General features: G+C 71.7%; 16 protein-coding genes and 1 pseudogene. 5 read left to right on the top strand and 12 right to left on the bottom strand.

Annotated elements, in window-relative coordinates; translation table 11 throughout:
• Window positions 1-17 precede the first annotated feature (17 nt).
• From OHA37_RS14275 to OHA37_RS14290, 4 genes are all read left to right on the top strand, one after another.
• Window positions 18-1,451: a DUF402 domain-containing protein gene (locus OHA37_RS14275; protein WP_266905226.1), complete on the top strand. Its 1,434-nt coding sequence runs from the start codon at window positions 18-20 to the stop codon at window positions 1,449-1,451.
• 1 nt (window position 1,452) lies between these two features.
• Entirely contained in the window at window positions 1,453-1,746 is a 294-nt protein-coding gene (locus tag OHA37_RS14280; RefSeq protein ID WP_266905228.1) for a hypothetical protein, read from the top strand.
• 74 nt (window positions 1,747-1,820) lie between these two features.
• Window positions 1,821-2,012 (top strand): hypothetical protein, encoded by a 192-nt coding sequence (locus OHA37_RS14285; protein ID WP_266905230.1) that lies wholly within the window; start codon window positions 1,821-1,823, stop codon window positions 2,010-2,012.
• A 104-nt stretch (window positions 2,013-2,116) separates the two neighbouring features.
• Window positions 2,117-3,127, top strand: a complete 1,011-nt coding sequence (locus OHA37_RS14290; protein ID WP_266905232.1) for a sigma-70 family RNA polymerase sigma factor — start codon at window positions 2,117-2,119, stop codon at window positions 3,125-3,127.
• On the opposite strand, the gene OHA37_RS14295 is transcribed toward OHA37_RS14290, so the two are convergent.
• Window positions 3,014-3,343 (bottom strand): STAS domain-containing protein, encoded by a 330-nt coding sequence (locus OHA37_RS14295; protein WP_266912782.1) that lies wholly within the window; start codon window positions 3,341-3,343, stop codon window positions 3,014-3,016. The two genes, OHA37_RS14290 and OHA37_RS14295, sit on opposite strands and share 114 nt — an antisense overlap.
• A gap of 62 nt (window positions 3,344-3,405) precedes the next feature.
• Here OHA37_RS14295 and OHA37_RS14300 point away from each other — a divergent pair, with 62 nt between their 5' ends.
• Complete coding sequence (locus OHA37_RS14300) at window positions 3,406-4,008, top strand: ferredoxin (RefSeq protein ID WP_266905234.1); 603 nt, start codon at window positions 3,406-3,408, stop codon at window positions 4,006-4,008.
• Window positions 4,009-4,081: 73 nt separating this feature from the next.
• Here the strand turns inward: OHA37_RS14300 and OHA37_RS14305 are convergent, their stop codons facing one another.
• From OHA37_RS14305 to OHA37_RS14355, 11 genes and pseudogenes are all read right to left on the bottom strand, one after another.
• Entirely contained in the window at window positions 4,082-5,359 is a 1,278-nt protein-coding gene (locus OHA37_RS14305; RefSeq protein ID WP_266905236.1) for a thymidine phosphorylase, read from the bottom strand.
• Between the two features lie 101 nt (window positions 5,360-5,460).
• Entirely contained in the window at window positions 5,461-5,853 is a 393-nt protein-coding gene (locus OHA37_RS14310) for a cytidine deaminase (RefSeq protein ID WP_243333749.1), read from the bottom strand.
• A complete protein-coding gene (locus tag OHA37_RS14315) occupies window positions 5,850-7,115 on the bottom strand; it encodes an ABC transporter permease (protein WP_266905241.1) in 1,266 nt (421 codons plus the stop codon). The genes OHA37_RS14310 and OHA37_RS14315 overlap by 4 nt, the downstream gene beginning before the upstream one ends.
• Window positions 7,112-8,227, bottom strand: a complete 1,116-nt coding sequence (locus OHA37_RS14320) for an ABC transporter permease (protein WP_266905243.1) — start codon at window positions 8,225-8,227, stop codon at window positions 7,112-7,114. Before OHA37_RS14320 ends, OHA37_RS14315 begins: the two co-directional genes overlap by 4 nt.
• The gene (locus OHA37_RS14325; protein ID WP_266912784.1) at window positions 8,224-9,888 is read right to left on the bottom strand and encodes an ABC transporter ATP-binding protein; all 1,665 of its coding nucleotides are present in this window, start codon (window positions 9,886-9,888) and stop codon (window positions 8,224-8,226) included. Before OHA37_RS14325 ends, OHA37_RS14320 begins: the two co-directional genes overlap by 4 nt.
• A gap of 263 nt (window positions 9,889-10,151) precedes the next feature.
• Window positions 10,152-11,207 (bottom strand): BMP family lipoprotein, encoded by a 1,056-nt coding sequence (locus OHA37_RS14330; RefSeq protein WP_266905245.1) that lies wholly within the window; start codon window positions 11,205-11,207, stop codon window positions 10,152-10,154.
• A gap of 231 nt (window positions 11,208-11,438) precedes the next feature.
• Entirely contained in the window at window positions 11,439-12,713 is a 1,275-nt protein-coding gene (locus OHA37_RS14335; RefSeq protein WP_266912786.1) for an amidohydrolase, read from the bottom strand.
• 149 nt (window positions 12,714-12,862) lie between these two features.
• Complete coding sequence (locus OHA37_RS14340) at window positions 12,863-14,011, bottom strand: hypothetical protein (RefSeq protein WP_266905247.1); 1,149 nt, start codon at window positions 14,009-14,011, stop codon at window positions 12,863-12,865.
• A 127-nt stretch (window positions 14,012-14,138) separates the two neighbouring features.
• On the bottom strand, window positions 14,139-15,047 hold the full coding sequence (locus OHA37_RS14345; RefSeq protein ID WP_266912788.1) for an N-acetylneuraminate synthase family protein: 909 nt from the start codon (window positions 15,045-15,047) through the stop codon (window positions 14,139-14,141).
• Window positions 15,048-15,467: 420 nt separating this feature from the next.
• Window positions 15,468-15,983 (bottom strand): annotated as a pseudogene (locus tag OHA37_RS14350) (acylneuraminate cytidylyltransferase family protein); the annotation flags it as partial.
• The gene (locus OHA37_RS14355) at window positions 15,980-17,389 is read right to left on the bottom strand and encodes a DUF6716 putative glycosyltransferase (RefSeq protein WP_266905249.1); all 1,410 of its coding nucleotides are present in this window, start codon (window positions 17,387-17,389) and stop codon (window positions 15,980-15,982) included. The gene OHA37_RS14355 and the pseudogene OHA37_RS14350, both read right to left, overlap by 4 nt.
• Between the last annotated feature and the right edge of the window lie 138 nt (window positions 17,390-17,527).

Below are 17,527 nucleotides of genomic sequence, written 5' to 3' on the forward strand. Positions count from 1 at the left end.
TGGCATGATCGCCGATCATGTCCATAGTCAACGTTCACCTCATACTCGGCAGCACGGTCAGCATGATCTGCCCGGCCCGCGTGGTGGAGTCCGGCGCCGACGGCCTGCTGCTGTGGGTCGCCCCGGGCACCCCGCTCTGGCGCGCCACCATCCCGGCCGGCACCCACCTTCGGGACCTGCCGCCGGAGGGCTCGTACCCACTGCGGGCGGACCGGTGGCGCCACGGCGGCGCGCTGATCCTGCAGCCGGCCGGGGCGGGGCACGCGGTGTGGTGGAGCTTCACGCTGGAGCAGGAGTTCCGCAGCTGGTACGTGAACCTGGAATCCCGCGTCCGCACCGGGGACGGCGCGGACGTGCACGTGACCGACCAGGAACTCGACATCACGGTGACCCCGGACCGCGCGTGGGAGTGGAAGGACGAGGAGTCCTTCGCCGCGAAGACGGGCCACCCGGTGTACTGGACGCGGGACGAGGCCGCCTCCATCCGCGCGGAGGGCGTCCGCGTCACGCGGCTCATCGACTCGGCCGCCTATCCCTTCGACGGCACGTGGTGCGACTTCAGCCCGCCGGCGTCCTGGCCCCTCCCGGACCGCCCGCCCCTGCCCCTGGCCGCGGTCACGGCCCCGTCGGGGGTGCTCGTCCTGGGCAAGGCCGGCTGGATCGACCACCGCCCGGACGACACCCCGCCCCTCTCCGACCGCGCCCTGGCCATGGCGGCGACGGGCGGCGGCCACCTCCACGACGGCGGGGCGGCCGGGCCCGAGCCGTGGGGCTTCGAGGCCGTGGCCGTCCCCGCCGCCACCGACCGCCCCCTGCCGGTACGGGCCTGGACCTCGCCTTCCCCCTTCGACGGCGAACCGGTGATCTCCGCCCTGGAGATATCCCTCGGCCTCCCCTGGACCCACGGCCCGGACCCGGTCCCCCTCGGCGACCTCCCGGTCGACCGCTGCGGCATGGTCCTGGGCGACGCCCGCGCCCTGGACGCCTTCGAAGGGCTGAACGGCGAAGCCGTGAACGGCCTGGCGGACGTCACGTACCGGGGCCGGTACGAGGACGAGGCCCAGGCGGTGTTCGGCGGCGGGCCGACCGCCGGAGCATCCGGCCCCCTAGGCTTCCTCGACCTCCCGCTGGGCGAGGCCGCGGCTCTGGCGGAGCGGATCAGGGACTGGGTCAGGGCGGGGCCGGGCAACGGCCTGCGCGTGTCCGTGGAGCCCCACACCGACTACCACCGCGCCCGGCGCGCCGGCTGGGGCCACCCGCTGCTGGCCGGGGCCATCGAGCTGGGCGGCTGCCGGGTGCTCGGGCTCGGCTGGGACCCCGGGGACCACTCCGAGCGGCACCAGGGCGAGCGGGAGGAGGGCCGGGTGTACCCGGTCACCCTGGAGGAGCGCGATGGCGAGGCCGTCCTACGCTGGACCATCCCGCCGTACGAAGGGGAAGGGGAGGCCTGAGATGTCGCTGCCCCATGTGTACCGGGTGACCAAGTACGACCCCGCCGACCGGGCCCCGAACGGGACCTACCAGGGGACGCAGGACTCCGACAGCGACCGCGGGCCGGTCGAGGCCGCGTATCTGGCGGCCGTCGGGGCCTTCGCCGAGGAGAGCGGGGCCGGGCTGCTCACCGTGCGGGATCCGCAGACCTGGTCGAGGAGAGCCCCGCCGCGAACGCCTCCCGCTGGTACCCCATCGGTGACGGGAGCCGGCTCGACGCCGTCCGGGCCGGGCTCGCGCCGCGCGCCCTGCTGAACGTCTGGCCGGGGCTGTCCGCCGACACCGACGGGCTGCTGGCCGGGCTGCCCGAGGAGTTCACGGTCGAATGCGTGTGGGAGGACGCGGACGGCCGGATCTCCAGCGGTGTCGTCGACGAGGAGGAGCGTGCGGAGCTGGCGCGGGTGCTCGCCGGCGCCCGGGCCGCCGCCCTGCTGTCGATCTACGCCGACGAGCGGAAGTCCCTGTTCACCGGTGTGCTGCCGGACGCGGACGGGGTGGTGCGGGCCCGGTGGCAGTTGTAGGGAAACGATCCGCCGCCGCGTGCCGGGCCGCGTGCCGGGCTGCGGTTGTCAGAGCCCTCGGGTAGTTTCCGAAGTACCGGGAACTAGCAGGGGGATCAAGGGACATGACCGAAGCCACCGACCTCGCACCCGAGCTCGACACCGCGCTCGACCGCTACCGCGTGGAGCTCACCGGCTACTGCTACCGCATGCTCGGCTCGGCCTTCGACGCCGAGGACGCGGTACAGGACACCTACATCCGTGCCTGGCGGAGCTTCGAGAAGTTCGAGGGCCGGTCCTCCCTGCGGTCCTGGCTGTACCGGATCGCCACCAACGTCTGCCTGGACCTGCTGAACGCGGGGAACAAGCGGGCCCGGCCCATGGACCTGAGCGCCCCGCAGCACCAGGCCTCCGCCGTGCTCAACGAGCGGCCCGAGGTGACCTGGCTGGAGCCGGTGCCCGACGGGCGGGTGCTGCCGCAGACCGCCGATCCGGCGGAGATGGCGCTGGCCAAGGAGTCCGTACGGCTCGCGTTCGTCGCCGCGCTCCAGCACCTGCCGGCCAAGCAGCGGGCCGTACTGATCCTGCGCGAGGTGCTGGCCTGGAAGGCCGACGAGGTCGCCACCCTGCTGGACACCACCGTCGCGTCGGTGAACAGCGCCCTGCAGCGGGCCCGCGCGACCCTCGCCGCCACCCGGATCCGGGAGAGCGAGTCCGCGGACCCGCTGGACACCGACCAGGTCAAGCTGCTGGAGCAGTACCTCGCCGCCTTCGAGGCGTACGACATCTCCCGGCTCACCGCCCTGCTCCACGAGGACGCGGTGCTGTCGATGCCGCCGTTCGACCTTTGGCTCCAGGGCCACGAGGACATCGCGGCCTGGCACCTGAACCAGGGCATCGGCTGCAAGGGCTCGCGGCTGCTCCCGACCACGGCGAACGGCATGCCCGCCTTCGGCCAGTACCGGCTGCGGGAGGACGGTCAGCCGGGCTGGACCCCGTGGGCGCTCCAGGTGCTGGAGGTGTCAGGGGGGAAGGTCACCGGCCTGAACGCCTTCCTGGACACCGCCCGGTGGTTCCCGCTCTTCGGGCTCCCCGAGCAGCTCGACGAGTCCTACGAGGCCGAGGAGCGCGCGTAAGGCGGGCCCGGCCCCGGTGACCCTGAAGGGCCGGTCCCCGGCGGTGAGCCGCAGCCGGGCCAGCACCTCGACGGTGCGCAGGCCCGGCGCGGTGACGGCGGCGGCGTCGCACACCACCGCGGTCGCCCCGTCCCCGTAGAGCCTCGCCAGCCGAGCGCACAGCTGCGCCACGTCCGGTGCGGCCGGTCCGGGTCCGGGCAGTACGAGTCGAGTCATCTCCACGAGGGGATGACTCCTCTGTTTGCCGGAACTCATCGGCCGCTCAGCACAATGGCGCGATGAAGCCTTCGTACTGGAACCCGCTGCCCACGGCCCGGCGGCTGACCGAGACCGAGTCGCACTTGGACGCGGCGATGTTCACCGGGAAGTGGGAGGAGCGCAACTGGCGCAACGTGCCGGGCCCCTTCTACGCCGGCGAGACCGACAGCCTGGCCATCGGCCGCCTGGACGCTCCCCACCACATCTCGTACGACGACGACCACGGCGGCGGGTTCGGAGGCGAGTTCGTCTTCCGCCAGCCGGTGGACGAGGGCGAGGTCTTCGACATGCTGTGCGGCGCGTCACTGGAGCTCTGTCAGGGCTACAACTGGGACGGCGACGACCACTGGACCGTGGAGGCCGTCCGCGACTGGTGGCGGGACCGCGGGCGGGTCCGTGAATGGGCCGTGGACATAGCCGCCGACTGGGGCGCCGACACCCACCCCCACTGGGGATACAACGCCGACCCGCGGTACCTGGGTCACTACCACGACGCCGCGCAGGGCCACCGGGACTTCGCCGCCTACATCGACGACGGCCTGGAGGCGTACCTGCGCGGCTACCTGTTCTGGCTGGAGCACCGGCGCGAGCCGAAGCCCGGGCAGGCCCTGCCGGACCTGTGAGCCGACGGGCCCGCGAAAAGGCGCCGGCGCGGCTCCGGACGGGGAGCCGCGCCGACGGGATCGTGGGCCGGGACTACGCGATGCGGTCCAGGACGATCGGGGTCGCCGAGAAGGACGTGCCGGCTGCCGCGATGTCGAAGGTGCCGTCCAGTGCGGAGAGGGCGTAGTCGAACTTCTCCGGGGTGTCCGTGTGCAGGGTCATCAGGGGCTGGCCCGCGACCACCGTGTCGCCGGGCTTCGCGTGCAGCTCGATGCCCGCGCCCGCCTGGACCGGGTCCTCCTTGCGCGCGCGGCCGGCGCCCAGGCGCCAGGCACCCACGCCGACGCCGTACGCGTCCAGACGCGTCAGCACGCCCGAGGACGGGGCCGTGACCACGTGCTGCTCGCGCGCGACGGGCAGCGCCGCGTCCGGGTCGCCGCCCTGGGCCGCGATCATCCGGCGCCACACGTCCATCGCGCGGCCGTCGGCCAGGGCCTTCGCCGGGTCGGCGTCCTTGATGCCGGCGGCGTCCAGCATTTCCCGGGCCAGGGCCAGGGTCAGCTCGACGACGTCCGAGGGGCCGCCGCCCGCCAGGACCTCGACGGACTCGCGGATCTCCAGGGCGTTGCCGGCGGTGAGGCCGAGCGGGGTGGACATGTCGGTGAGCAGGGCGACCGTCTTGACCCCGCTGTCCGTGCCCAGGCCGACCATCGTGCGGGCCAGCTCGCGCGCGTCCTCGATGTTCTTCATGAAGGCGCCGGTACCGACCTTCACGTCCAGGACCAGGGAGCCGGTGCCCTCGGCGATCTTCTTCGACATGATCGAGGAGGCGATCAGCGGGATCGCCTCGACGGTGCCGGTCACGTCGCGCAGCGCGTAGAGCTTCTTGTCGGCCGGGGCCAGGCCGTCGCCGGCGGCGCAGATGACGGCGCCGGTGGTGTCCAGGACGTGCAGCATCTCCTCGTTGGAGAGCAGGGCGCGCCAGCCGGGGATGGATTCCAGCTTGTCCAGGGTGCCGCCGGTGTGGCCGAGGCCGCGGCCGGAGAGCTGCGGTACGGCCGCGCCGCAGGCGGCGACGAGCGGGGCCAGCGGCAGGGTGATCTTGTCGCCGACGCCGCCGGTGGAGTGCTTGTCCGCGGTCGGGCGGGACAGGGAGTCGAAGTTCATCCGCTCGCCGCTGGCGATCATCGCGGCGGTCCAGCGGGCGATCTCGGTGCGGTTCATGCCGTTGAGCAGGATGGCCATCGCCAGCGCCGACATCTGCTCGTCGGCGACCACGCCGCGCGTGTACGCGTCGATGACCCAGTCGATCTGCTCGGGGCTCAGTTCACCGCGGTCGCGCTTGGTGCGGATGACGGAGATGACGTCCATGGAAGTGCTTCCTTCTACGCGCATAGAGAGAGGAGAGGGGTACGTGCCGGGGAAAGGACGGCGGCCCCCCGCCCGGTGGGGGCGGAGGGCCGTCGCCGCGGCTATCTCAGGTGGTCCGGCCCGAAGGCCTGCGGCAGCATCGCGGAGAGCGGCAGGACGCCTTCCGGCGTCTCCACCTGGAGCTCCGCGCCGCCGAACTCGAAGAGGAGCTGGCGGCAGCGACCGCAGGGGACGAGGATCTCGCCCTTGCCGTCCACGCACGTGAAGTGCGTGAGGCGGCCCCCGCCGGTGGCCTGGAGGGAGGAGACCAGCCCGCATTCGGCGCACAGGCCGAGCCCGTAGCTGGCGTTCTCGACGTTGCAGCCGACGACGGTGCGGCCGTCGTCGACCAGTGCCGCGACGCCCACCGGGAAGCCCGAGTACGGGGCGTACGCCCGGGACATCGCCTCCCGGGCGGCCTCGCGCAGGGCCTCCCAGTCGGGAGCGGCCGTCACTTGCCCTGGCCCTTGCGGTACGGCATGCCGTCCGCCTTGGGCATCCGCAGGCGCTGCGCGGACAGCGCGAGCACCAGCAGCGTGGTCAGGTACGGGGCGGCGTCCACGAACTGGCTGGGCACCTGGTCCGTGAGCGCGTACCAGAGGAACAGCAGCACGGCGAAGACCGCCGAGATGCCGGCCGGGACGTAGCGCTTCTTGTAGAGCTGCCAGGCGACGACCAGGACGAGCAGGATCGCGATGAGCAGCAGCATCGCGTGGACGTTCTCGGCACCGCCGCGCAGCTTGAGGCTGTCGGTGAAGCCGAACAGGCCGGCGCCCAGCGCCATGCCGCCCGGCATCCAGTTGCCGAAGATCATCGCGGCGAGGCCGATGTAGCCGCGGCCGCCGGTCTGGCCCTCCTGGTAGATCGGGCTGGCCACGATCGACAGGAACGCGCCGCCCAGGCCCGCGAGGGCGCCCGAGACGATCACCGCGATGTACTTGTACTTGTAGACGTTGACGCCGAGCGATTCGGCGGCGATGGGGTTCTCGCCGCAGGAGCGCAGCCGCAGGCCGAAGGTGGTGCGCCACAGCACCCACCAGGTGCCGGGGATCAGCAGCAGTGCGACGACGGTCAGCAGCGACAGGCCGGTGACCAGGCCGCCGATCACGCCCGCGATGTCGGAGACGAAGAACCAGTGCTTGCCCTGGAGGGTGGCCATCCAGTCCGACAACCCCGGCACGGTGATCTCGTAGATCGGTTCGACGCGCGGGGACTGCTTGGAGGAGCCGCCGGGCGCCTCGGCGAACGTGAAGTTCGACAGGTACTGGGTGAAGCCCAGGGCCAGGATGTTGATGGCCACACCGGAGACGATGTGGTTCACGTTGAAGGTGACCGTGATGATCGCGTGCAGCAGGCCGCCGATGGCGCCGCCGATCAGGCCGGCGATGACGCCGGTCCACGGGCCCCACTGGTAGCCGGCCCAGGCACCGAACCAGGTGCCGAGGATCATCATGCCTTCGAGGCCGATGTTGACGACGCCCGCGCGCTCGGCCCACAGGCCGCCGAGTCCGGCGAGGCCGATCGGCACGGCGAGGGAGAGCGCTCCGGAGACCTGGCCGATGGAGGTCAGGTCGTCCGCGCCGCTGATCACGCGGACCAGCGAGATGAGCGCGAGGCCGCCCGCGATGATCAGCATGATCCACGGGAGGGTGAGCTTGGTGCGGCCGCCCTGCTTCTTGGGCGCGGCGCTGGTCGCGGAAACGGTGCTGGTGCTCACGCCGAGACCTCCTTCTCGGTCGTGATGGCGTGGCCTGCGGCCAGCTCCTCGCCGACCTTCTGCTGCTGGCGTCGGATCCCGTAACGGCGGACGAGCTCGTAGGAGACGACGACCGCGATCACGATCAGGCCCTTCATGATCGTGCCGATCTCCTTCGCGTACCCGGCCGTGTCGAGCGAGGCCGAGGCCTTGTCGATGAAGGCCATCAGGAACGCGGCGAAGAAGATGCCGACCGGGTGGTTGCGGCCGAGCAGCGCGATGGTGATGCCGGTGAAGCCGACACCGACCGGGAAGGACAGGCTGTACGTGTGGCTCTCGCCCAGCAGCACCGGCATGCCGGCGAGGCCGGCGACGGCGCCGGAGATGAGCATCGAGGTGATGATCATCTTCTTGGCGTCCACACCGGAGGCCTGCGCGGCGGACTCGCTGGCGCCGGTGGCGCGCAGGTCGAAGCCGAAGCGGGTGCGGCCCAGCACGAACCAGTAGACGATGCCCAGTGCGAAGGCGAGGAAGGTGAAGCCGTAGATCTCCAGGCCGTCACCGAGGGAGATCGCCGGGAACCAGCCCGACTTGGCGATCTCGCCGGTGGTCAGGTCGTTGGAGCCCTTCGGCTGGACGCCGAGGTTCTTCGGCAGGATCAGCCAGGCGATCAGACTGGTGGCGATCGCGTTCAGCATGATCGTGGAGACGACCTCGCTGACTCCGCGCTTGGCCTTCAGGACGCCCGCGATGCCGGCCCAGAAGGCGCCGACCAGCATGGCGACGATGACGATCAGCAGGATGTGGAGCGGGCCGGGCAGCGTGACCGCCGCGCCGACGACCGCCGACACCATCGCCGCGAGCCGGTACTGGCCGTCGACGCCGATGTTGAAGAGGTTCATCCGGAAGCCGATGGCCACGGCCAGAGCCGCCAGGTAGTACGTACCGGCCTGGTTGACGATGAGGACCTGGACGTCCTCGTAGCCCGCGTTCTCCACCATGAGCCGCAGCGGTTCGATCGGGTCCACACCCGTCGCCGCCAGCACGATCATGGTCAGCAGGAAGGCGGTGACCAGCGCGAGCGCGGGCCCGGCGAAGCCGAGGATCAGCCGGTCCTTGTCGAGTTTCTTCATCGGGCCTCGTCCTCCGGGAAGTCGGTACGGGCATCCGTGCCGGCGTCGGAGCGGTTGTCGGTGGCTTCGGTGGCTTCGGTGTCGCCGACCGGGACTTCGAGGTGCCCGGAAGCGGCGCCCGTCATGGCGGTGCCCAGCTTCTGGGGGGTCACGGTCGCGGGGTCGGCCTCGGCGACCAGGCGGCCGCGGTAGATGACCCGCAGGGTGTCGGACAGGCCGATGAGCTCGTCCAGGTCCGCGGAGATCAGCAGGACCGCCAGGCCTTCGCGGCGGGCCTCGCGGATCGCGTCCCAGATCTGCGCCTGCGCGCCGACGTCCACACCGCGGGTGGGGTGGGCGGCGATCAGGAACTTCGGGTTGTGGCTCATCTCGCGGCCGACGATCAGCTTCTGCTGGTTGCCGCCGGAGAGCGAGGCCGCGGTGACCTCGATGCCGGGCGTGCGGACGTCGTACTCGCGCACGATCCGCTCGGTGTCCTTGCGGGCGGCCTTCGGGTCGAGGATGCCGCGCTTGGAGTTGGGGGCTTCGGTGACGTGGCCGAGGATGCGGTTCTCCCAGAGGGAGGACTCCAGCAGCAGGCCGTGCCGGTGGCGGTCCTCGGGGATGTAGCCGATGCCGCCCTCGCGGCGCTTGCGCACCGGGGACTTGGTGATGTCCTTGCCGTCGAGGGTGATGACGCCCGCGTCGGGGGTCAGCATGCCCATGAGGGCCTCGATCAGCTCGGTCTGGCCGTTGCCCTCGACGCCCGCGATGCCGAGGATCTCGCCCTTGTGGATCGTGAAGCTGATCCCGTCGAGCAGCAGGCGTCCGGCGACCGGGGTCTCGCGCAGGTTGGCGTCCGGCAGGCCCGGCGTGCGCGCGGTGTCCTCCGTGACGACGGGCGCGCCGCCCGCGGCGACGGTCAGGGCCTCGACCCGGAGCATCGGGACGGTGGTCACCGTGGACTCGCGGGTCTCCGGCGACGGCAGCTCGGAGCCGACCATCAGCTCGGCGAGCTGCTTGGTCGTGGTGGTGCGCGGGTCGGCGGTGCCGACCGTGGTGCCGCGCCGGATGACGGTGATGTCGTCGGCGACCTTCAGGACCTCGCCCAGCTTGTGCGAGATGAAGATGACGGTCAGGCCCTCGGACTTGAGCTCGCGCAGGTTGTCGAACAGCGCGTCGACCTCCTGCGGCACGAGCACGGCCGTCGGCTCGTCGAGGATGAGGATCTTCGCGCCGCGGTAGAGGACCTTGAGGATCTCCACGCGCTGGCGGTCGGCGACACCGAGGTCCTCGACGAGGGTGTCGGGACGCACGCCGAGGCCGTACGCGTCCGAGATCTCCCTGATCTTCTTACGGGCCTTCGCGCCGATGCCGTAGAGCTTCTCGCCGCCGAGAACCACGTTCTCCAGGACGGTGAGGTTGTCGGCGAGCATGAAGTGCTGGTGCACCATGCCGATGCCGCGGGCGATGGCATCGCCGGGGCTGGTGAAGGAGACCTGCTCCCCGTCGATGGCGATGGTGCCCTCGTCCGGCTTCTGCATGCCGTAGAGGATCTTCATCAGCGTCGACTTGCCGGCGCCGTTCTCGCCGACGAGGGCGTGGACCGTGCCCTTGCGGACGGTGATCGCGATGTCCTTGTTGGCGACGACGCCGGGGAAGCGCTTGGTGATGCCGTGCAGTTCTACGGCGGGGGGCGGGCTGGACGCGTTGATGACGCACTCTCCTTGGCGCGGAAGGAGCTGAAGGCAGGGAGGGGACAGGGCGGGGGGAGAAAGTATCGCGTCCACGATGCTTCTACGCGCGTAGCACTGTCGAAAGTGAAAACTTGCGGCCAACCGGCCACAAGATCACATGAAACCACGTGACACGGGCCGGGGCCCGGGAGCGATGAGACCGCTTCCCGGACCCCGGGTATCACGTGTGCAGCAGGTCGGACCAGGCCTTACGGCGCGGTCTTGACCTCGATCTTCTTGGCGATGATGTCGGCCTTGGCCTTCTCGACCGCGGCGACGACGTCAGTCATCTCCTTGTACTTCGGGTTGGAGTCGGCCAGGCCGACGCCGTCCTTGTCCAGGCCGTAGCGGACCTCGCCGGACTCGGGCTTGCCGTCCTGGACCGACTTGATCAGGTTGTAGACGGAGTCGGCGACATCCTTGGTGACCGAGGTCAGGATGAAGTCCTTGTACTTCGCCAGACCGGCCTGGTTGTACTGGTCCGAGTCGACGCCGATGGACCACTTGCCCTTGGCGGAGGCGGCCTCGATGGCACCCGAACCGGCCAGACCGGCGGCCGAGTAGATCACGTCGGCGCCCTTGTCGAGCTGGCCCTCGGCCGCGGCCTTGCCCAGGTCGGGCTTGGCGAAGCCGTCGAAGTTCGGCGGCTGGGTCAGGTACTGGGTGAGCACCTTGGCGTTCGGGTTGGTGTCCTTGACGCCCTGGGCGAAGCCCGCCTCGAACTTCTTGATCAGCGGAACCTCGACACCGCCGATGAAGCCGACCGTGCCGGTCTTGGACGCCTTGGCGGCGGCGACGCCGGCCAGGTAGGAGCCCTGCTCCTCGTTGAAGACGAGGTTGGCGATGTTCTTCGCGGTCACCGAGGTGTCGTCGATGATGCCGAACGTGGTGTCCGGGAACTTCTCGGCGACCTTCTTGATGGCCGGCGCGTAGGCGAAGCCGACGCCGATGACCGGGTTGTTGCCCTTGCGGGCCAGCTCGGTGAGGCGCTGGACCTTGTCGGCCTCGCCCTCTCCATCGGTGGGCTCCGCCTCGGCGCCCTTGATCTTGAGGTCCTTCTCGGCCTTCGAGAGGCCCGCGTAGGCGGCGTCGTTGAACGACTGGTCGCCGCGGCCACCGATGTCGTACGCGATGGCGGCGGACTTCTCCGGGGAGGAGGACGAGGAAGACGAGTCCGAGGACTTCTTACCGCCACAGGCGGTGGCCGAGAGGGCCAGCGCCGCGGACGCGATGCCCACGGTGGCGATCCTGGTGATCCGGCGCAAGGGGAGGCTCCTTCAAAACCTGACCGAAGCGCCACGACCGGCGCTGGTTTCGCCGCGATCGTAACGCGCGTAGATGTCAGTTAAAGGCCCGTTCATGAGTCGTTACCGGATCGTCGTGAACCAGACAGTGACCGATCAGTAACTGCCGACGCGTCCGACCCATGTGTACCAAGGGCTGGACGCGTCCGCCGGATCAACCGCCGATTGTGTAAGAACTTCCGCCCCAGTCGGCTACACGGACCCCGCGAGCCTGGCGCGTCGCCCTTCGAGCCCCTCGAGGGACGCGCCGTCGAGCAGCGCCGCGGCCGTGAAGAACTCCACGCCGACCCCGATCGCGGCCTCGTCCACGTCGAAGTCGCCCCGGTGCAGATCCCGCTTCGCCGTGTCCCCCGGCGCGCGGACGCCCAGGCGCGCCATGGCTCCGGGGACGTGCTCCAGGTACCAGGAGAAGTCCTCGCCGCCCAGGCTCTGCTCGGTGTCCTCGACCGAGTCGGCCCCGCGCCGGGCGCTCATCGCCTCGCGCAGCAGGTCGGTGACCACCGGGTCGTTGACGACCGGGGGCACTCCGCGCACGTAGGTGATCTCCGACTTGGCCCGGTGCATCGAGGCGATCTCGTCGATGACCGCGTGGATCTGGTCGGGGGCCTCGTGCCAGGAGGCCAGGTCCAGGCAGCGAACGGTTCCGGACAGTTCCGCGTGCATCGGGATGACGTTGCAGGCGTGCCCGGCCTCGATCCGGCCCCAGGTGACGGACATGCCCGAGCGGGCGTCCATCCGCTTGGCCAGCACGGCCGGCAGGTCGAGGGCGAGCCGGGCGGCGGCCGTCACCAGGTCGGTGGTCAGGTGCGGACGGGCGGTGTGCCCGCCGGGACCGTCGAGGGTGACCTCCAGCCGGTCGCAGGCCGAGGTGATGGCCCCGGCGCGCAGGCCGATCCGGCCGGCGTCGACGCGGGGGTCGCAGTGCACCGCGATGATCTTGCCAACGCCGTCCAGCACCCCGGAGTCGATGGCCTCGGTGGCGCCGCCGGGCAGCACCTCCTCGGCGGGCTGGAAGAGCAGCCGTACCGGACGGGGCAGCTCGCCGCGGCGGTCGAGCTCGGCCAGGACGAGGCCGGCGCCGAGCACCACGGCGGTGTGCACGTCGTGGCCGCAGGCGTGGGCGCGGTCCGGGACGGTCGAGCGGTACGAGACGTGCGTCTTGGCATCCGGGATGGGCAGGGCGTCGATGTCCGCGCGCAGGGCCAGCATCGGCCGTACGCCGTCCCACGTGCCCACGTCACAGATGAGCCCGGTGCCCGACTTCAGCACGCGCGGGCGCAGGCCCGCCTTCTCCAGCCGGGCCTTGATCGCCGCCGTGGTGCGGAACTCCTGGTGTCCTAGCTCGGGATGCATGTGCAAGTCCCGGCGGAAGGCGATCAGTTCGGCACGCAGGTGGTCCGGAAGCTTGCCGGGCAGCTCGGGCCGGTCGGGCTTGCCGGGCAGGGCGGTCTGGGACTCGCGGGACATCAACTGGTTCACCCGTTTAAGGGTAGGCCCACCCATGGGTCAACTGGCTGGAGATCACAAAAAGTTCATGCCGTTAGGGGAAAGAAACCCGGCCTCTGGACGCATGACCGGATGGAGGCGCGGGTAAACTCGCGCGCTCACTCATCCGCTCATCCGGCCGCCTGAGCCGTCTGAGCAGGAAGTCTGTGCACATCACGGGCGGTGTCGGTGACCCCGGCGAGGAAACCGCGGGCCCGTTGCGAGGCCGACTCGGTCAGCCAGCTCGGATCCACATCGCATACGGCCACCGTCACACCGGTGCCGATCAGCGCGTAGGGCAGGGTGTGGACCACCGTGGAAGGAAAGCTGACGATCGTACGGCCGACCGGGCCCCGCCTGGCGATCAGCTCCAGCGGCAGGTCGGGACGTACGATCTCCAGCCCGGTCGCCTCGCTCAGGTTGCGCAGCTTCTCCGGGGATTCCCGGCGGTGGGCGAAGTAGCGGGTGGCCCCGTGTTCCAGGGTCAGGGCGCGCACCGCCTCCAGGTACCGGTCCGGGTCGACCACGCCGGTCTCCACCAGCGAGGTCCCGACCAGGTCGGTGCCCTTGGTCAGGCGGGGCGGGCCGAAGCGGGCCCGGGTCCACGCGAAGTCGTTGAGCCGTACGGTCATCCCGCCGTGCGCGGTGACCGGCATCGAGGTGAACACCTCGACGCGGCGGGGGCCGTCCGCACCCGGGGTGAACCGGCGCCGGGCCTTCGCCGAGACCGGCGCGTACGCCAGCTCGCGCAGCCGGCCCGGGAGCCCGCCGCCGCCGACCCGGTGCCAGCGCACGAGGCGCTCGCCGCGGGCCGTCTGGGCGATGAACTCCATGGTCGCGGTGCCGTCGTCGACCACGACGAGCTCCTCGGCCCGGACGAGGGTGAGCAGGAGCTGTACGTAGCGGGAGAACGGGTCCCCCAGCACCACCCGCTCGGCCGCCCGCACCTCCCGCGCGAGCGCGGCGAAGGCCTTGAACGGCGCCAGCCGTCCGCCGCGCGCCTCCTGCCACCGCACCTCGTGCCCCTCGTCCCGGGCCAGCCCCGCCATCCGGCGGAGCTGGCCCCGGGACATGGGGTCGGTGGGCGGGAGCACCACGATCCGCAGCCCCGGGACTTCCCCGGCCGGTCCGGGCCCGGTCCCGCCGCCGCGGGCCGGCTGGCGCGGGACGACTCCGAGGAGCCGTCCGGCGCCTCTGGCGTGCGCCCACTCCAGGACGTTGAGGAGCTGGACCGGGCTTTCGACGAAGGCCAGGGTCGGGGCGGGGGCTGAGGGGGTCACCGTGTACTCCTCGTCAGAGGGTGGATGGGAACGGTGCGGCCGGCGGACCGCCGGACGGGGTCCGGCGCTGCGCGCCGAAGCCCGGGAGGCCCGCCAGGGCCGAACGGTGCGAGGGGTACGGGAAGGCTCAGACCGCGGCGAGGTCCCCCTGGACGCGGCGGAGCTTCTTCATCGGGCCGAGCTCGGAGGCGTAGACCTGCTTGATGCCGTCGCCCAGCGCGGTCTCGATGGTGCGGATGTCGCGGACCAGGCGGGTCAGGCCGCCGGGCTCGACGGAGGCGGCCTGGTCGGAGCCCCACATCGCGCGGTCGAGGGTGATGTGGCGCTCGACGAAGGCGGCGCCGAGGGCGACGGCGGCCAGGGTGGTCTGCAGGCCCGTCTCGTGGCCGGAGTAGCCGATCGGGACGTTCGGGTACTCCTCCCGGAGGGTGTTGATGACCCGCAGGTTGAGCTCCTCGGCCTTGGCCGGGTACGTCGAAGTGGCGTGGCAGAGCAGGATGTTGTCGCTGCCGAGCACCTCCACCGCGTGCCGGATCTGCTTCGGGGTGGACATGCCGGTGGAGAGGACGACGGTGCGGCCGGTGGCGCGCAGGGCGCGCAGCAGCTCGTCGTCGGTGAGCGAGGCGGAGGCGACCTTGTGGGCGGGGACGTCGAACTTCTCCAGGAAGGCGACGGCCTCGGTGTCCCACGGGGAGGCGAACCAGTCGATGCCGCGCTTGGCGCAGTGCTCGTCGATGGCGCGGTACTCGCTCTCGCCGAACTCCACGCGGTGGCGGTAGTCGATGTAGGTCATCCGGCCCCAGGGGGTGTCGCGCTCGATGTCCCACTGGTCGCGGGGGGTGCAGATCTCGGGGGTGCGCTTCTGGAACTTCACGGCGTCGCAGCCGGCTTCGGCGGCGGCGTCGATGAGGGCGAGGGCGTTGCCGAGGTCGCCGTTGTGGTTGATGCCGATCTCGCCGACGACGTAGACGGGCCGGCCGGGGCCGGCGGTGCGGGAGCCGAAGGTCCGGAGGCGGGAGGCGGAGGTGACCGTCATGGCAGGGCTGTCCTTCGGGGTGCGGGGTGTACGAGGAGGTGTGGGTACTGGGGTGTGGATCGGGGTGTGGACCGAGGTGGAGAGGGGAGCGGCGGCCGGGGTGGCCGCGGGGGTGAGTACGGGTACGAGGGCGCGGGCGCGGGCCAGGTCGTGGGGATCGTCGATCTCCAGCACCCGTGCGGGGTCGGTGGCGACCGGGACGGTCCGCCCGAAGAAGCGGTGGCGGGCGGTCCGGAAGCCGGCGGCGTCCATGGCGTAGGCGGCGCCGGTCTCCAGGAGGTCCTGGGGGCAGTCCTGGCGGCGGGGGCGGTACGAGGTGTCGTGGTTGACCCCGGTGCCGGAGCCGTCGGGGGCCGCCCGCCAGAGGAAGCCGTGGAAGGGGGCCGCGGTGAGCGCGGAGTCGGCGGCGCCGGACGCGACGGCGGCGGCGACGGACTCCACGTCGGAGGCGGTGACGAAGGGGCTGGTGCACTGGACGAGCAGGACCACGTCGACCGTGACGGAGTGCAGCTCCTCGAAGGAGTCGAGCGCGTGCAGCACGGCGGCCTCGCTGGTGGCGGTGTCCCCGGAGATCCCGGCGGGCCGCCGCAGCACCACGGCCCCGGCTCCGCGGGCGGCGTCGCCGATGGCCTCGGAGTCGGTGGACACCAGGACGTCGGTGACGGTCGCGGCCCCCAGGCAGGCCCGGACGGCGCGGACCACGAGCGGCATCCCGCCGACGTCGGCCAGGTTCTTCCCGGGCACTCCCTTGGACCCTCCGCGTGCGGGGATCACGGCGAGCACTCTGGGCACGGCGCGGGCCTCTCGGAGGGATCCCGCGGTGGCGGGGGCGGGAACGGCGGCGGTAGCGGGGACGGCGGCGGTGTCGACGGCGGCAGCGGTGGCGGTGCCGGCAGCGGCAGCGGCCGTACGGGCTCCGGCCGGGCGGGGGCTCACAGCTCCCCCAGGCGGCGGATCACCGGAGCGACGCGCTGGACGCCGTGGCGGTAGGCGCCGCGGGCGGCTTCGCGCAGGTGGGCCCGGAGCCGGCGGCGCAGCCGGGATCCTCCGGCGTCCTTCCGGGGCGCACCGGGCAACGGGTGCCCGTCGGGGCCGAGATGGTGTCTGGCCAGGATCCCGGGCAGGTATCCCGGTGCGGTGTCCTGCGTGTAGTAGGGCGTCACGGCCGGGAGCGGGCCGCCGCCCAGCAGCTCCGTGAGGCGTGCCCGCGCGGCGGTGTGGGGATCGCGCGCCTCGGCCGGTCGGGCCGCTCCGGCCGCCGGGATGCCCACGCCCTGGGCCGCCAGCCAGTCCGGATCCGCCTTCGGGAGCAGGCCGGCGTCGAGCTGGGTCCAGGAGGCCATGCAGCCGGAGCCCAGGAAGTGGTGGTTGCCGAGGGTCTCGCGGACGCCGAGGTCGGTCAGGACGGCCGTCGGGATTCCCCGGTGGAGGGATTCCAGGGCCGCCGTGGAGGAGACGGTGACCAGCAGGTCCGTGGTGTCCAGGACCTCGCCCATGTTCCCGTAGACCAGACGGCAGTTGGAGGGGAGTCCGCCGGGGAGCTGCTCCGCGAGGCGCTGGTACGGGAGCTCCTCCAGGTGCGTGGTGTGCTCCCCCGGCCGGCTGCGCAGTTTGATCAGCACCTCGCGCCCGGGGTGCAGCCGGGCGTGTTCCGCGGCGCGGCGCAGCAGGTAGGCGCGGTCCGCGCGGGTGGCGGGCACGGACGGCTGGACCGCGAAGACCACCCGGTGGGCCGTGGCGGGAGCCTCGACGGGGTCGTACGGCTTCCCGTCGGTCGAGCCGAGGAAGGGCAGGGCGGTCTCCACGACGGCTCCGGCGTCCGCGCCGACCCCCTCGTAGACCGCGCGGAACCGTCCGGCGTCGTGGGGGGAGTTGGCGAGGACCAGGTCGGCCCCGTGGCGCAGCAGCAGGCCGTCGGCGAGCTTCTCGTAGACGACCCCGACGTACCCGGTGACGAACACCGGCCGCGCGGCCGGCTCGGGCCACAGGGCCCGGGCTCCGTGCAGGACCGCCTGGACGGCGCCGCCGACCAGGGCGAGGAGGACGATGTCGTACGGGGCGCGGGACTCCCGCTCCGGCGCGCGGAGTTCGGCGAGGAACTGCGCGCAGGTGACCTCGGTGAGCCGGTCCGCCGTGACCCCGACCTCGCCGAGCTGGCGCGTGGTGGGCGTGGCCCGGCCGCGGAGCAGGTATCCGGTCAGGTGGACGGAGTCCGGCTCCGGGGCGAGACGGCGCGCGGTGAGCGCTCCCCATTTCCATCGCGTGTCCGAATCCGCGAGGACGGCGATGCGAAGGGAGGTTCGAGGGGAGGTACGCGAAGCTGATCGATTGCTGACTGGCACGTGGCAGAAGCTATTCCGCAAATTCGCTGATCGGCCCAACGGTTGCACAACAGCCGGTTAACAGCCCGTCTACGAAATGCGAATCCGCGCTGGTTAACTCGCCCGCCCCGCTTCGTTCACATGGAATACGCACTCGGG

Source organism: Streptomyces sp. NBC_00335 (genome assembly GCF_036127095.1).
GTDB lineage: Bacteria > Actinomycetota > Actinomycetes > Streptomycetales > Streptomycetaceae > Streptomyces.

Bases quoted from the DNA above. Each gene is read 5' to 3' on its own strand.
- OHA37_RS14275 (WP_266905226.1), top strand. From the start codon at position 18: ATGTCCATAGTCAACGTTCACCTCATACTCGGCAGCACGGTCAGCATG.
- OHA37_RS14280 (WP_266905228.1), top strand. From the start codon at position 1,453: ATGTCGCTGCCCCATGTGTACCGGGTGACCAAGTACGACCCCGCCGAC.
- OHA37_RS14290 (WP_266905232.1), top strand. From the start codon at position 2,117: ATGACCGAAGCCACCGACCTCGCACCCGAGCTCGACACCGCGCTCGAC.
- OHA37_RS14295 (WP_266912782.1), bottom strand. From the start codon at position 3,343: ATGACTCGACTCGTACTGCCCGGACCCGGACCGGCCGCACCGGACGTG.
- OHA37_RS14300 (WP_266905234.1), top strand. From the start codon at position 3,406: ATGAAGCCTTCGTACTGGAACCCGCTGCCCACGGCCCGGCGGCTGACC.
- OHA37_RS14305 (WP_266905236.1), bottom strand. From the start codon at position 5,359: ATGGACGTCATCTCCGTCATCCGCACCAAGCGCGACCGCGGTGAACTG.
- OHA37_RS14320 (WP_266905243.1), bottom strand. From the start codon at position 8,227: ATGAAGAAACTCGACAAGGACCGGCTGATCCTCGGCTTCGCCGGGCCC.
- OHA37_RS14335 (WP_266912786.1), bottom strand. From the start codon at position 12,713: ATGTCCCGCGAGTCCCAGACCGCCCTGCCCGGCAAGCCCGACCGGCCC.
- OHA37_RS14345 (WP_266912788.1), bottom strand. From the start codon at position 15,047: ATGACGGTCACCTCCGCCTCCCGCCTCCGGACCTTCGGCTCCCGCACC.